Annotated in this window: 13 protein-coding genes; 7 read left to right on the top strand and 6 right to left on the bottom strand. The window is 64.4% G+C overall.

The annotated features are described in order from the left end of the window. Positions 1-7: 7 nt before the first annotated feature. From P6U23_RS32785 to P6U23_RS32775, 3 genes are read right to left on the bottom strand one after another with little or no spacing between them, the layout of a single operon-like run. Positions 8-2,815, bottom strand: a complete 2,808-nt coding sequence (locus P6U23_RS32785; protein WP_407181663.1) for a DUF4159 domain-containing protein — start codon at positions 2,813-2,815, stop codon at positions 8-10. Then, complete coding sequence (locus P6U23_RS32780; RefSeq protein ID WP_407176474.1) at positions 2,815-3,756, bottom strand: DUF58 domain-containing protein; 942 nt, start codon at positions 3,754-3,756, stop codon at positions 2,815-2,817. Before P6U23_RS32780 ends, P6U23_RS32785 begins: the two co-directional genes overlap by 1 nt. Further along, positions 3,756-4,754 carry an AAA family ATPase gene (locus tag P6U23_RS32775; RefSeq protein WP_407176473.1) on the bottom strand — a complete coding sequence of 333 codons (999 nt, stop codon included), beginning with the start codon at positions 4,752-4,754 and terminating at the stop codon, positions 3,756-3,758. The genes P6U23_RS32780 and P6U23_RS32775 overlap by 1 nt, the downstream gene beginning before the upstream one ends. A gap of 258 nt (positions 4,755-5,012) precedes the next feature. On the opposite strand from P6U23_RS32775, the gene P6U23_RS32770 reads away from it, so the two are divergent. The 4 genes from P6U23_RS32770 to P6U23_RS32755 are packed head-to-tail and all read left to right on the top strand — an operon-like array spanning position 5,013 to position 7,796. Next, positions 5,013-5,621 carry a DUF1285 domain-containing protein gene (locus tag P6U23_RS32770; protein WP_407176472.1) on the top strand — a complete coding sequence of 203 codons (609 nt, stop codon included), beginning with the start codon at positions 5,013-5,015 and terminating at the stop codon, positions 5,619-5,621. 8 nt (positions 5,622-5,629) lie between these two features. Further along, positions 5,630-6,289 carry a CoA pyrophosphatase gene (locus P6U23_RS32765; protein WP_407176471.1) on the top strand — a complete coding sequence of 220 codons (660 nt, stop codon included), beginning with the start codon at positions 5,630-5,632 and terminating at the stop codon, positions 6,287-6,289. Then, on the top strand, positions 6,286-6,549 hold the full coding sequence (locus P6U23_RS32760; protein WP_024508278.1) for a DUF6111 family protein: 264 nt from the start codon (positions 6,286-6,288) through the stop codon (positions 6,547-6,549). The genes P6U23_RS32765 and P6U23_RS32760 overlap by 4 nt, the downstream gene beginning before the upstream one ends. Then, positions 6,546-7,796, top strand: a complete 1,251-nt coding sequence (locus P6U23_RS32755) for a CCA tRNA nucleotidyltransferase (protein ID WP_407176470.1) — start codon at positions 6,546-6,548, stop codon at positions 7,794-7,796. The genes P6U23_RS32760 and P6U23_RS32755 overlap by 4 nt, the downstream gene beginning before the upstream one ends. A 120-nt stretch (positions 7,797-7,916) precedes the next feature. Here P6U23_RS32755 and hemF read toward each other — a convergent pair whose 3' ends face one another. The 3 genes from hemF to P6U23_RS32740 are packed head-to-tail and all read right to left on the bottom strand — an operon-like array spanning position 7,917 to position 9,957. Continuing rightward, positions 7,917-8,804, bottom strand: a complete 888-nt coding sequence (hemF, locus tag P6U23_RS32750; RefSeq protein WP_407176469.1) for an oxygen-dependent coproporphyrinogen oxidase — start codon at positions 8,802-8,804, stop codon at positions 7,917-7,919. A gap of 52 nt (positions 8,805-8,856) precedes the next feature. Continuing rightward, a complete protein-coding gene (gene queE / locus P6U23_RS32745; RefSeq protein WP_407176468.1) occupies positions 8,857-9,489 on the bottom strand; it encodes a 7-carboxy-7-deazaguanine synthase in 633 nt (210 codons plus the stop codon). After that, a complete protein-coding gene (locus P6U23_RS32740; protein WP_407176467.1) occupies positions 9,490-9,957 on the bottom strand; it encodes a tRNA (cytidine(34)-2'-O)-methyltransferase in 468 nt (155 codons plus the stop codon). Between the two features lie 265 nt (positions 9,958-10,222). On the opposite strand from P6U23_RS32740, the gene petA reads away from it, so the two are divergent. The 3 genes from petA to P6U23_RS32725 all read left to right on the top strand — a co-directional run bounded on the left by petA (position 10,223) and on the right by P6U23_RS32725 (position 13,745). After that, positions 10,223-10,753, top strand: a complete 531-nt coding sequence (gene petA, locus P6U23_RS32735) for a ubiquinol-cytochrome c reductase iron-sulfur subunit (RefSeq protein WP_407176466.1) — start codon at positions 10,223-10,225, stop codon at positions 10,751-10,753. Between the two features lie 63 nt (positions 10,754-10,816). Further along, positions 10,817-12,883 carry a cytochrome c1 gene (locus tag P6U23_RS32730; protein ID WP_407176465.1) on the top strand — a complete coding sequence of 689 codons (2,067 nt, stop codon included), beginning with the start codon at positions 10,817-10,819 and terminating at the stop codon, positions 12,881-12,883. A gap of 187 nt (positions 12,884-13,070) precedes the next feature. After that, positions 13,071-13,745, top strand: a complete 675-nt coding sequence (locus P6U23_RS32725; protein WP_407176464.1) for a dienelactone hydrolase family protein — start codon at positions 13,071-13,073, stop codon at positions 13,743-13,745. The last annotated feature ends 136 nt before the right edge of the window (positions 13,746-13,881 follow it).

Genomic DNA, 13,881 nt, shown 5'->3' with positions numbered 1-13,881 from the left:
CCTGACCTTATTGTCCGAGCCGCTCGATCAGCGCCGGCGCGTGCACCTGGTCGGCCTTGTAGTTGCCGGTCAGGGTGTACATCACGATGTTGACGCCGGCGCGGAAGGCGAATTCGCGCTGCTTGGGCTCACCCGGTGTTAGCGGCAGCATCGGCTGCCCGTCCGGCCGGATCGCCCAGGCGCCGGCAAGGTCGTTCGAGGTGATGATGATCGGCGAGACGCCGTCGCCGCCGCGCGCCGGGCGCGATGCTGCATCCTCTTCCTCGTCGTGCGGCAAGGCCTCGACCCAGGTCTGCCCGTTGGTGAAGCGTCCCGGAAAGTCGCGCAGCAGGTAGAACGTCTTGGTGAGCACATGCTCGCGCGGCACCGGCTCGAGTTCGGGCACATCAAGCGAGGAGAGGATGTCGCGCAGCGCCTGCATGCCGGGCGTCTGCGAGGCGCCGTTTTCGCTTGGCGGCGCGTCGATGGCGTCGCGGGTGTCGAACAACACGGTGCCGCCCTGCTTCATATAGGCGTCGATCTTGTTGAGCGCGTCCTGCGGCGGCTTGGGCGCGCCGGGCACGATCGGCCAATAGATCAACGGGAAGAAAGCTAATTCATCGTGCGCGGGATCGACGCCGATGGGATCTCCAGCCTCGAGCGCGGTGCGCTGCGCGAGAAACAGCGTGAGCCCGGCCATGCCGGCCTTTACGATGGAATCCACGTCGGCATTGCCGGTGACGACGTAGGCAAGCCGCGTTTGCGACACCGCCTTCATGGCGAAATCGTCGGCGCTTTCGGCGCGGATCGCCGACGGCATCAGCGTTCCCGCAAGAATGAGGCCGACGGCCAGCACAGTGGCGGCCGCGCGCCGCCGCACCAGGGCGGCCAGGCCTCCGCCGAGCAGGGCAACGATGATCGCGTCGAGCAGGAACAGAGCGAGCGAAGCCGAGAGCAGAATGCCCCGGAGGTCGCGCGGCTCGGCGTTGGTGTAGGTGGCGCGCCGGGCGTGCAACGGCGAGGCATCGAGCGCCGCGATGCGGTCGGCCGCGGCCAGCGTGTTCACCGCCAGCGGCCCTTCGGCCGGGCCGTAGAAGCCGGGCGGATGGTCCGGCGTCGCGCGGTCACGGTAATCGGCCGCCAGCGGCTTGGCCGTCGATGGCGGCGGGCCGAACACGCCAAAGCCGTCGAGCGTGTGCAGCGGTGCCACGGTCTCCTTGCTGCCCTGGCTGGCGACGCCGGGGCCCGGGGTGGACGTATAGCCGGACATATCGACGATCCGCCTCAGCATCTCGACAAAGGTGCCCGACATCGGCAGGTCCGACCAGCGCATGTCGGCACTGACGTGGAAAAGGCTGATGATGCCTTTGCCGCGGTGCTCGCCGGTGACGAGCGGGGTGCCATCCTCCAGGGAAGCCCAGCTCTTGGTCGCGAGCACCGCGTCGGGTTCGGCCAGGACCTGACGGCTGACGGTGACGTCCTTGGGCACCGGAAGGCCGGCGAAAGGACCGTCGCCGGCGAAAGCCGTGAGGTGCTGGGGCTTCTCCCAGGTGAGACTGCCGCCAAGCGTGCGGCCGCCGCGGCGCAGTTTGACCGGCACCAGATCGTCATCGCCCTGCGCTAGGCGAGGACCGGCGAAGCGCACCAGCACGCCGCCCTGATCGATCCAGGCGTTGAGGCGATCGCGCAGCTCCGGCGAGAGCGAGCCGACATCGGCCATAATGATCATCGGCACCTTCTGGTCGAGGAACTGCCCGATCGCCTGTTGCGGCGCCACGCCGCGATCGCCCAGCCGCACATCGGCGAAGGGCGACAGCGCCCGGGCGAGATAGAAGGTCGGCGCCAACAGCGGCTGCGCGGTCTCGCTGGTCGCGCCGCTGACGATGCCAATCGCGCGGCGACGCCAACGCTTGTCGAGCAATTGCACCGCGCCTGCGGAGCGTTCACCGGCGATTTCGAGCCGCGCGATGTCGTTGCGCAATTCGACCGGAAGATCGAATGCGGCTTCGGTCTCGGGGGATTGGGGCGCAAAGGAGAAGCGTGCGTCGCCAATTGGCGACCCCTTGGAATCGAGCGCGCGCACGACCCCGCTTGCGATGCCGGTATCGGTGCGCAGCACCTTCACCGTCATCTTGGCGGCGGCGTTTTCAGCGTCCGCGAGCGCAAGCGGCGATGGCGTGCCGCCCTCATAGATGGTCAGGGTGCGATCGGCGATGACCTTGCCGAGGCCTTCGACGAACTCCGCTCCGCGGCCGGTGTCGACGCCATCAGTCAGCCAGGCGATCTCCACATCACCGGTTCCCTTGAGGAAACGATCGATCGCGGCGAGGGTGTCCACCCGTTCGACGGCATAGGGTTTGGGCGCAAGCTGCCGCAGCGCCACACGCGCGGCGCCCGCCGGCATCAAGGTGATGTCGCGTGCGGGATCCGAGAGCGGCGCGAGCGCAACGCCGCGCCGGTCGTTATCGGCCTTGGCGACCAATTCATCGGCGGCCCTGATCCTCGCGTCCCAGCTCGATGCTGCGCTCCAGCCGTCGTCGAGCAGGATCAGAAGCGGCGCCTTGCTGCCGGCAAGACCGCTCAGCGGATTCCACACGGGACCCGCGGCCGCAAAAATTACCAGCGCGGCGGCAGCGAGTCGCAGTACGGTCAGCCACCACGGTGTACGCGAGGGCGTCTCCTCGCGAGGCGCAATGTCGAACAGCAGCCGGGTCGGTGGAAACTCGATGCGCCGCGGCCGCGGCGGCGTCACCCGCAGCACCCACCACAACACGGGCAGACTCAACAGGCCCGCGAGCAGCAGTGGCTCGGTGAAGGAGAGGGGCAGGCCAAACATCATGCACTCAGCCCCACTTTGACATTGCTGCGCAAGCCGCCCTTGCCCACGGTCATGCCGTTGTGCAGGAACAGCAAGAGCTCGGCCGCCGAGCGATCGGTGGTGTGGGTCGAGAACAGCCAATCGAGCCGGTTGGTCTCGGCGCGAATCTGATCGCGATGCAGGGCCACCCGCTCGACATAGTCGTTCGTCCAGCTTTCCGCGCGTCCGGCGGTAATGACGCCGTGGCCTTCCGGTTCGACGAACTCGATCCGTCCGGAATAAGGGAAGCTTTCCTCCGCGGGATCGACGATCTGGACCAGCGCGCCATGCGCGCCCGAGGCCGACAGGCCCGCCAGCGTGTTGCGGATCTCGGCGATCGGCGACCAGAAATCCGACAGCACCACGATCTCGGCAAGCGCCGAGGGCACGAAAGAGGGCGGCAGGCTCATCCTGTCCGCATTATCGTGCAGCATCGCTTGCGCCATCTTGTCGATGACGCCGCGGCTTGCGGTCGGATTCAACAGGCCGGGAATGCCGACCCGTTCGCCGCCGGCAACGAGCAGTTCCGCGAGCGCGAAGGTGACGATCAAGGCACGTTCAAGCTTGCTGTCGCGCGCCTGTTTCGAGGCGAACGCCATGGACGGCGAGCGATCCGGCCAGATCCACACGGTGTGTGCGGCCTCCCACTCGTGCTCGCGGACGTAGAGATGATCATCGCGCGCGGACCGCCGCCAGTCGACATTTTGCGAGGGCTCGCCGGAGATGAAGCGGCGATACTGCCAGAAGTTTTCACCGGTCCCGGCGCGCCGCCGGCCGTGCAATCCATGAATCACATTGGCCGCGATGCGGCGGGCCTCAAGCACAAGACGCGGCAGCGATGCGGCGAGCGTTCGGCTCTCGCCATCGGCACGTCGGATTGCAGTGATCTCCCCCTTTGTCTGCTTGGTCGCTTCAGCCATCAACCAATCCGGGTCTTCAATTGCCGGATCACGTCCGGAATGGTGCGCCCCTCCGCCCGCGCCGAGAAGGTGAGTGCCATGCGGTGCTTGAGAATGGGCTCGGCGAGGTCAAGCACGTCATCGACCGAAGGCGCAAGCCGCCCGTCGAGCAGGGCGCGCGCGCGCACCGCCAGCATCAAGGATTGGCTGGCGCGCGGACCGGGCCCCCAGGCGATCAGCTTGCCGGCATCGCCGCCGTCCGGGCCTGGGCGCGCTGAACGCACCAGCGACAGGATCGCTTCCACGACAGAATCGCCGACGGGCAGGCGGCGCACCAGCCGTTGAGCCGCGATCAGCGCGTCCGCCGTCATGGCGCCCTTGGCCAGCGTCTCCTCCGCGCCGGTGGTCTCGAACAGAATGCGGCGCTCGGCATCGCGGTCCGGATAATCGACGTCGATTTCCATCAGGAAGCGGTCGAGCTGGGCTTCGGGCAAGGGATAAGTGCCCTCCTGCTCCAGCGGATTTTGCGTGGCCAGCACATGGAACGGCTTGGGCAAATCGTGGCGGGCGCCCGCAACCGTAATATGCTGCTCCTGCATCGCCTGCAGCAGCGCGGATTGTGTGCGCGGGCTGGCGCGGTTGATTTCATCGGCCATCAAGAGCTGCGCAAATACCGGTCCCGCGATGAAGCGGAACGACCGCTTGCCCGAATTGCTCTCGTCCAGCACCTCGGCGCCGAGAATATCCGAGGGCATCAGGTCCGGCGTGAATTGAATGCGCTTTGCATCGAGACCAAGCGTGATGCCCAAAGTTTCGACCAGCTTGGTCTTGGCGAGGCCGGGTACGCCGATCAGAAGCGCATGGCCGCCCGACAAGATCGTCACCAGCGTGTTCTCGATGACGCGTTCCTGGCCAAAAATGACGGTGGAGATCGCTTCCTTGGCGGCGCGGATCTGCCCCGAAACCTGTTCGGCCGAGCGGACGATCACGTCCTCCAGCTTTTCGACACTCTCCGCCATCCGCTTCGCTCCTTCTTGACGCGGCTCGCTTGCGCGCCATGCCAACAGACCATGCTACGAACCCATGCTAACCTTGCGCAAAGGCCATGTGTTCGTCGAGTTAAACTATCCCCACATTAAGGGGGTTTCGAGGTATTAACGGCATCACGATGTGGCGACCTGAGCCCCCGCAATTTCCGGGGGAACTCGCCGGCTATTTACAACGTCTGGCCTGCAGCAATCGTGCCAAATCGTGCAGTAAAAATTTCAGGGCAAACCATGGCGAAGCAAGGGCAGAGTTCAAATCAAGGCCTGGATGGCCTCACGGCTGCGGCAAACGACGCTGCCAAGGCGGTCGCCGGAAAGGGCCTGCCTCCGCTCCATCTGTGGAATCCGCCGTTCTGCGGAGATCTCGACATGCGAATCGCCGCCGACGGTACGTGGTTCTACATGGGCACGCCAATCGGCAGGCCGGCGCTGGTACGGCTGTTTTCCACCATCGTCAAACGCGAGGGGGATAAGTATTTTCTGGTGACGCCGGTCGAGAAGGTGGGCATCCGCGTCGATGATGCGCCCTTCCTTGCGGTCGAAATGGTCAAGGAAGAGCACGCGGACGGGCGGCGCCTGCGCTTCCGCACCAATGTGGATGATTGGGTTGATTGCGATTCCGCGCACAGGCTGCGCTTCGAGATGTCCCGCGACGGCGGGCTCACGCCTTATCTTCACGTTCGTGCCGATCTGTGGGCCAAGGTTACGCGCGCGCTCTACTACGATCTGGTTGACATGGGCGAGGAGCGCATGATCGATGGTCGGCCGATGTTCGGGGTGGAATCCGCAGGCGAATTTTTCCCGATGGCCGATGCGGAACAGGTGAGGGCGGCGCTTTGAACGAGCCGATGCTGAAGACAGCTCCGGTCGAGCTCAGCTCGACGGAGTTTTTCAACCGGGTGCGCGCGCGGCTTACCTTCGATGTCCCCCCAAGCCTGGTCGATCCGAATATCGTTCCGCAAAGTGGCGATGCCGGTACCGACCACATGCTCAAGGTCATCGCGCGCGAGCAGCCGATCCGGCCGGCGGCGGTGTTGATCCCGATTGTCGATCGCCCCGAGCCGACCGTGCTGCTGACGCAGCGCTCGCCGAACCTGGCCGACCACGCCGGCCAGATCTCGTTTCCGGGCGGCAAGATCGACGCGATCGATGCGTCCCCCCGCGACACCGCGCTGCGCGAGGCGGAAGAAGAGGTCGGGCTCGACCGCAGCTTCGTCGATCCGCTCGGCTACCTCGGGGTCTACGGCACGAGCTTCGGATTTCGCATCCTTCCGACGGTGGCGCGCGTGAAGCCCGGGTTTGCGCTCACCATCAACCATGCCGAGGTCGACGACGCCTTCGAGGTGCCGCTGGCCTTCCTGATGAATCCAGAGAATCATCAGCTTCACAGCAAGGAATTCCGCGGCGTGGAGCGCACTTACTACGCCATGCCGTTCGCCGAGCGGTATATATGGGGCGCCACCGCGGGCATCCTGCGGGTGCTCTACGAGCGGATCTATTTGCCATGATCCGGCAGGCAGCGACCGAGATCGGGATCTTCCTCATTCCCTTCGCGGTCTATGCGCTGTTTCTGATCGCCACCCGCTCCGGCCTGCTGGTTCCGGCCTTGTGGCCACTTCACCTTGTGGCGAGACTCGTGCTTGGATCATTGCTTCTGGTCATTCTAAGCTTCATCATGCTTGCTAATTTTTCCGGCGCGCCGCCAAATTCCACCTACATCCCCGCCCATATCGAGAACGGCAAATTGGTCCCCGGAGTTGAGAAATGAGTCCTGCTCGGGTGCTGGACGCGCCCTGGCTCAAATCCGGCCCCGCTGTCCGCGTGCTGGGCCTCTTGAACAGTGATGGCGAGGAAGCGCGCGTGGTCGGCGGCGCAGTGCGTAACGCGCTGCTCGGCATTCCGACCGGCGATATCGACATCGCGACGACGGCCCTACCGAACGAGGTGATCCGCCGCGCCAAGGCGGCCGGGATCAAGAGCGTGCCGACGGGGATCGAGCACGGCACGGTGACGCTGGTGGTGGATGCGCATCCGTTCGAGATCACCACGCTGCGCGAGGACACCGAGACCTTCGGCCGCAAGGCCAAGGTCGCGTTCGGTCGCGACTGGGTGGGCGATGCGCGCCGACGCGATTTCACCATTAACGCGCTCTCCATCGATCTTACCGGCGTGGTGTACGACTATGTCGGCGGATTACCCGACATCGCTCAACGACGGGTGCGCTTCATCGGTGATCCTGCGCAGCGGATCGAGGAGGATTACCTGCGAATCCTTCGCTTCTTCCGCATTCACGCCGCGTTCGGCGCAGGCGAGGTGGACCGCGCCGGCTATCTCGCCTGCATCGCGGCGCGCGCAGGGCTTGCCACGCTGTCGGCAGAGCGCGTGCGGATGGAGATCCTGAAGCTGCTCGTCGCGGACGGTGCCGTCGGCGCGGTGGCGGCGATGGCGGAGGGCGGTTTGCTGCAGGCGATATTCGGCGGTGTCGCCTATACCGGGCCGTTCGCGTCAATGATTGCCGCCGAACGCGAGCTTGGTCTGGCGGCGGATGCGATCCGCCGGCTCGCGGCGCTTGCGGTTGCCGTCACCGAGGACGCGCGGCGCCTGGCGACGCGCTTGCGCCTCAGCAGTGCCGAAGCCAAGCGGCTCGACTCCATGGGCCACCGCTGGTGGCGGCTGGCGGCGATGGACGAGGCGCGGGCGAAGCGTCGGCTCTACCGGCTGGGCGAAGAGGCGTATCGCGATCGTCTGCTGCTCGCCTGGGCGCGGGCCGGCGGCAACACCGATCCCACGCCGTGGCGGAATTTTGCAACGCTGCCGCGGCGCTGGCAGGCGCCGAAATTTCCGTTGAAGGCCGCCGATTTCATCGCCCGCGGCATTGCTCAAGGCCCTGCGCTCGGACATGTGCTCACGCTCGCTGAGGATGCCTGGCTGGCCGCCGATTTTCCGCTCGATCCGTCTTCGCTTGCGTCCATCGTCGACCAGACCGTGGCCCGCCTGACCCGCGACAGGCCGTGAATCGAAATATCGTTGCGGCGTCTTTCTCCGTCACTCCGGGGCGATGCGCTAGCATCGAGCCCGGAACCTCGAGATTCCGGGTTCGGTCGCGACGCGCCCGCCCCGGAATGATCCTTGACCCTACGGCCACTTCACCTCGGGCGGCATCGAGGAGAGGATGGAGTCGATATTGCCGCCGGTCTTGAGCCCAAACAGCGTGCCGCGATCGTACAGAAGATTGAACTCGACATAGCGGCCGCGCCGGATCAATTGCTCCTCACGCTCCGCGTCCGTCCACGGCGTGTTGAAATTGGCGCGCACGAGTTGCGGATAGACTCGCAAAAAAGCGCGGCCGACGGCCTGGGTGAAGGCGAAATCGGCATCCCAGTCGCCGGAGTCGTGATGATCGTAAAAGATGCCGCCGATGCCACGTGGCTCCTTGCGATGCGGCAGGTAGAAATACTCATCACACCACGTCTTGTACTTTTCGTAGGGCGCAATTCTGGCATGGGCATCGCAGGCCGATCGCATCGCGGCGTGAAAGGCAATCGTGTCGGGGTCTTCCTGGGTACGGCGGCTGTTCAACACCGGCGTGAGATCGGCGCCGCCGCCGAACCAGCTCTTGGTCGTGACGATGAAGCGCGTGTTCAGGTGCACGGCTGGAATGTGCGGACTGCGCATGTGCGCGATCAGCGAAATGCCGGAAGCCCAGAAGCGCGGGTCCTCGGAAGCGCCAGGAATTTGGCTGCGGAATTCCGGGGCGAACTCGCCTGATACGGTCGAGCAGTGCACGCCGACCTTCTCGAACAGGCGGCCATGCATCATCGACATCACGCCGCCTCCGCCCGGCACGCCGCTGTGGTCGGTGCGCTGCCAGGGCGTGCGCGCGAAGCGTCCGGCGCCACCGGGAAAGAGGGCGGCCGGCGCCTCGTCCTCGAGCTTTTCGAAGGCAGCGCAGATGTCGTCGCGCAGCATTTCGAACCAGGCTTTGGCGCGTGCTTTGCGCGCTTCGATATCTGATGAGTTCATCGTTCGCCTATGTCGTGAAGATCTGCGTGCTCTCGATCTGATTCCAAAAGGCCTATCTGATCCCGAGCGCCTTGTGTGTTTGCAGGCTGAGCCGCCACTGCGGATGCTTAAGACAATAGGCAACTGCGCGCGCGGTATTTTCCGCAACATCCGGCCCGTCCATCGGCTGCAGCGAGAACCGTTCGAAGGCGAGATCAGCAAAGACCTCCGGCTCGGCACCGGCCTGCGGGTACACGAGCTTCAGTTCGTGGCCTTGTCGTTGCACGAGCCTCGTGCCCGCTTTCGGGCTGACGCAAATCCAGTCCAGCCCTGGCGGAGCCTCGAGCGTGCCGTTGGTCTCGACAGCGATCGCGAAGGCGCGCTCATGGAGCGCCGCGATGAGGGGCGCATCCACCTGCAGCAGCGGTTCGCCTCCGGTCAACACGACGTAGCGATCCCGGTCATCTCCCTTCCATTGCGCGGCAATCATGTCGGCGAGTTCGGCCCCTGAGGCGTAGCGGCCGCCCAAAGTGCCATCGGTGCCGACGAAATCGGTGTCGCAAAATTGGCAGGTGGCGCTGGCGCGATGCTCTTCGCGGCCGCTCCAGAGATTGCAGCCGGCGAATCGGCAAAATACTGCCGCGCGTCCGGTGTGGGCGCCTTCACCCTGCAGCGTCAGGAAGATTTCCTTGACGGCGTAACTCACTCAAATCGCTCCTTGCGGTTTGGAGCGGGTCTGCCGCAGCGCTTCGCCGACGGCCATTGCGGCCGCCATCGCGACATTGAGCGAGCGCAAGGTCGGCTTGATCGGGATCTTGAGCCGCGCATCCGCTTTCGCGGCAACGGTCTCCGGCACACCCGCGGTTTCGCGGCCGAACATCAGGATATCCCCCTCGCCGTAATGAAAATCCAGGTATGAGGTTGCCCCCTTGGTGGTGAACAGCACCAGCCGGTGTCCCGCGTTGCGGCGCCAGTCATCGAATTTGTCCCAGGAATCGTGGCGCATCAGCTTCACGTGCTCCAGATAATCCATTCCCGCCCGGCGGAAAGTCCGATCGGATACGGCAAATCCGGCCGGCTCGATGATATGAGCGTTCACATCGAGGCACGCGCAGAGGCGCAGTATTGTTCCCGTGTTCGGGGGGATGTCGGGCTGAAAAAGCGCAATCTGCATCCGATGTTGCCTTGAGGGATTGCGCGAGCGCAATGAGCCACGCGCGGAATTCGTGCATTGCACGCCTATGGGCCGATAGCGGGCTTGCGCTATTCCGGCAAGGGTGCCAATAGAACGATTCTGGACCGCCACTTTGGCCTGCTTGGCTGAAATCAAACGACGGTCCTCTGCCGCCGCGGGGGTCGCGGGCGCCGGCAGCCTTTCCGGCCATGTTTTGGCGTCCGGGGCGGTTCCACCGGCTGCAGGTAAGAAAGGGTGTGGAAACGTGACGACAGCGTCTTCGGCGGACCAACCGACACGCCGTGATTTCCTTTTTGTTGCAACCGGAGCGGCCGCGGCGGTCGGTACAGTGGCCACGCTCTGGCCGTTCATTGACCAGATGAATCCGGACGCATCCACGATCGCCGCCGGCGCGCCGATCGAGGTCGATCTCACCCCGATCGCCGAGGGGCAGGACATCAAGGTCTTCTGGCGCGGCAAGCCGATCTACATCATGAACCGCACCAAGAAGCAGATCGAGGAGGCGAGGGGTGTCCCGGTCGCCAGCCTCAAGGATCCGGCGACGGACGAATCCCGGGTCAAATCGGGCCATGACCAATGGCTGGTCGTGATCGGCATCTGCACCCATCTCGGCTGTATCCCGATCGCCCATGAGGGCAACTACGACGGGTTCTTCTGCCCCTGCCACGGATCGCAATACGACTCTTCGGGACGCATTCGCCAGGGGCCTGCGCCGGCCAATCTGGCGGTGCCGCCCTATCAGTTTGTCTCCGATACCAAAATCCAGATTGGCTAAAGGCCTCGGACTAAGTCCGGGAGCCTGCGCCCGTCGTATTGCCCTATTCCTCAGGATCGCAACATGAGCGGACCCTCCGATTACCAGCCTAGCCATCCGGCGCTGAAGTGGATTGAACGGCGCCTGCCCATCATGGGCTTCATCCATTCCTCGTTTGTCGCCTACCCGACGCCGCGCAACCTGAACTATTGGTGGACGTTCGGCGCCATCCTCTCTTTCATGCTGGCGGCGCAGATCGTCACCGGCGTGATCCTGGCGATGCACTACACGCCAGAAGCGACGATGGCTTTCCGCTCGGTCGAACTGATCGTGCGCGACGTCAATTACGGCTGGCTGTTGCGCAACATGCATGCCGCCGGCGCATCGATGTTCTTCTTCGCGGTCTATGTCCACATGTTCCGCGGCCTCTATTACGGATCATACAAGGAGCCGCGCGAGGTGCTGTGGATCCTCGGCGTCATCATCTATCTCCTGATGATGGCCACCGGCTTCATGGGTTACGTGCTGCCTTGGGGCCAGATGAGCTTCTGGGGCGCCACCGTCATCACCAACCTGTTCTCGGCCATTCCCTATGTCGGCGACAGCATCGTCACGCTGCTGTGGGGCGGCTATTCGGTCGGCAACCCGACACTGAACCGCTTCTTCTCGCTGCACTACCTGCTGCCGTTCCTGATCGCGGGCGTGGTCGTGCTGCACGTCTGGGCTCTGCATGTCGCGGGCCAGGGTAATCCGGCCGGCGTCGAGCCGAAGACCGAGAAGGACACGGTGCCGTTCACGCCTTACGCAACGATCAAGGACCTGTTCGGCGTCTCCGTGTTCCTGCTGCTGTTCTCCTGGTTCATCTTTTACATGCCGAACTATCTCGGCGACGCCGACAACTACATCCCCGCCAATCCCGGCGTGACGCCCGCGCATATCGTGCCCGAATGGTATTATCTGCCGTTCTACGCGATCCTGCGCTCGATCCCGAACAAGCTCGCGGGCGTCATCGCGATGTTCTCGGCGATCCTCGTGCTGGTCTTCCTGCCCTGGCTCGACACCGCCAAGACCCGCTCCTGCAAATATCGTCCGCTGGCCAAGCAGTTCTTCTGGATCTTCGTGATCGTTTGCATCCTGCTCGGCTACCTCGGCGCGCAGCCGCCGGAGGGCATCTACGTGATCGCCGGCCGCGTTCTCACGGTCTGCTATTTCGCCTATTTCCTGATCTTGATGCCGCTATTGTCCCGGATCGAGAAGCCGCGGCCGCTGCCGAACTCGATTGCCGATGACGTGCTGGCCAAGACGGGGAGCAAGGCGACCCCGATGGTCTCCACCGTCATCGCCCTGATGGTTGCGGGTGGATTGTTCGCCGGCAGCGTGCAAAGCGCCCGGGCTGAGGACGAGACGCCGCCCTCGCAGAAATGGTCCTTTGCCGGCCCATTCGGCAAGTACGACCGCGCCGCGCTGCAGCGCGGCCTGAAGGTCTACAAGGAGGTCTGTTCCAACTGTCACTCGCTGTCCTATATCGCGTTCCGCAACCTCGGCGATCCCGGCGGCCCCGGCTATTCGGAGGCGCAGGTCAAGTCGTTCGCGGCCGAATACAAGATCAAGGACGGCCCGAACGATCAGGGCGACATGTTCGAGCGGCCGGGCCGGCCGGCCGACTATTTCCCATCGCCCTTCCCGAACGAGCAGGCGGCGCGGGCGGCTAATGGTGGTGCTGCGCCTCCCGATCTGTCGTTGATCGCCAAGGCGCGTTCTTACGAGCGCGGATTCCCCTGGTTCATCTTCGATTTCTTCACCCAGTTCCAGGAGCAGGGTCCCAACTATATCGTCGGGATCCTGACGGGATTTGAGGACACGCCGCCGGCCGGCGTCACCATTCCGGAAGGCTCGTATTACAACAAGTACTTCCCCGGCCACGCCATCAAGATGCCGAAGCCTCTCTCCGACGGCCAAGTCACCTTCGATGACGGTTCGCCCGCAACCGTCCAGCAATACGCGCACGACGTCGCAACCTTCCTGATGTGGGCGGCCGAGCCACACATGGAGGAGCGCAAGCAGCTTGGAATGCAGGTGTTCGTCTTCCTGATCATCTTCTGCGGGTTGATGTATTTCACCAAGAAGAAGGTCTGGGCCGACGCACACTGAACTGGCCTCCACCGAACAATGCGAAGCCCCCGCAAGCCGGGGGCTTTCTTGTTTGGGCACCGCCATTCCGGGTTCGCGCTTCGTACGCCCCGGAACGACGGAGCGGGGACTGGCTAGGCGCGCTTGCAGCGGCGGACAGCTACGGTCAGAATAGTAGCAATCCCCTCAAGGAGCCCTCGGAGGAATCATGGGTACGATCATCACGTTCAAGCGGCCGGACGGAAAAGAGGCATCCGGCTATCTCGCCAATGCGGCGCGCGGCAACGCACCCGGCGTGGTGGTGATACAGGAATGGTGGGGTCTCCAGGACCAGATCAAGGGTCTGTGCGATCGTTTCGCGCTGGCAGGCTTCGACGCGCTGGCGCCCGATCTCTACAAAGGCAAGGTGGTGCCGTATCACGACACGGATGCCGCGGGCAAAGAGATGAACTCGCTCGATTTCATGGACGCCACCACACAGACGGTGCGGGGCGCCGCGCAATATCTGTCGCGTAACGGCGCCAAGGTGGGCCTGACCGGTTTCTGCCTCGGCGGCGCCGTCACCATCATTGGCGCGACCAAGATCCCGGAGCTTGCGGCGGGCGTGGTGTTCTATGGCATTCCTCCGGAGCAGGCGGCAAAGCCCGCGGACGTCAAAATTCCGTTGCAGGCGCATTTCGCCAACAAGGACGACTGGTGCACGCCGCAGGTGGTGGACGCCTTCGAGAAGGGAATGAAGGCCGCCGGCAAGTCGCTCGAACTGTATCGCTATGATGCCGAGCACGCCTTTGTGAACGAGCAGCGGCAATCGGTGCACGACCGCGAAGCCGCCGAGCTCGCCTGGGGTCGCGCGACCGAGTTTTTCCGGAAACACCTGGGGTGAGTTTCGCCGTCGTGCCGGCCAAGCCAAACGCGAGCCGGGACGACCCGGCGGTGGTCGCTCGCCCTTGACGCCGCCCCGCCGCCGTGGTGTCTAGAGACCATGAGCACCGTCTTCCGCCCCTCCGGTCTGTGGTGGC

It is taken from the genome of Bradyrhizobium sp. STM 3562 (assembly GCF_045571435.1).
Taxonomy (GTDB): domain Bacteria; phylum Pseudomonadota; class Alphaproteobacteria; order Rhizobiales; family Xanthobacteraceae; genus Bradyrhizobium.
Note: the sequence above shows the minus strand (reverse complement) of the source record. Positions and strands in the feature narration are given on the sequence as shown.

What these genes read in the sequence shown, in the direction of transcription:
- P6U23_RS32785 (WP_407181663.1), bottom strand. Translation starts at nt 2,815, where the DNA reads ATGTTTGGCCTGCCCCTCTCCTTCACCGAGCCACTGCTGCTCGCGGGC.
- P6U23_RS32780 (WP_407176474.1), bottom strand. Translation starts at nt 3,756, where the DNA reads ATGGCTGAAGCGACCAAGCAGACAAAGGGGGAGATCACTGCAATCCGA.
- P6U23_RS32775 (WP_407176473.1), bottom strand. Translation starts at nt 4,754, where the DNA reads ATGGCGGAGAGTGTCGAAAAGCTGGAGGACGTGATCGTCCGCTCGGCC.
- P6U23_RS32770 (WP_407176472.1), top strand. Translation starts at nt 5,013, where the DNA reads ATGGCGAAGCAAGGGCAGAGTTCAAATCAAGGCCTGGATGGCCTCACG.
- P6U23_RS32765 (WP_407176471.1), top strand. Translation starts at nt 5,630, where the DNA reads ATGCTGAAGACAGCTCCGGTCGAGCTCAGCTCGACGGAGTTTTTCAAC.
- P6U23_RS32760 (WP_024508278.1), top strand. Translation starts at nt 6,286, where the DNA reads ATGATCCGGCAGGCAGCGACCGAGATCGGGATCTTCCTCATTCCCTTC.
- P6U23_RS32755 (WP_407176470.1), top strand. Translation starts at nt 6,546, where the DNA reads ATGAGTCCTGCTCGGGTGCTGGACGCGCCCTGGCTCAAATCCGGCCCC.
- hemF (WP_407176469.1), bottom strand. Translation starts at nt 8,804, where the DNA reads ATGAACTCATCAGATATCGAAGCGCGCAAAGCACGCGCCAAAGCCTGG.
- P6U23_RS32740 (WP_407176467.1), bottom strand. Translation starts at nt 9,957, where the DNA reads ATGCAGATTGCGCTTTTTCAGCCCGACATCCCCCCGAACACGGGAACA.
- P6U23_RS32730 (WP_407176465.1), top strand. Translation starts at nt 10,817, where the DNA reads ATGAGCGGACCCTCCGATTACCAGCCTAGCCATCCGGCGCTGAAGTGG.
- P6U23_RS32725 (WP_407176464.1), top strand. Translation starts at nt 13,071, where the DNA reads ATGGGTACGATCATCACGTTCAAGCGGCCGGACGGAAAAGAGGCATCC.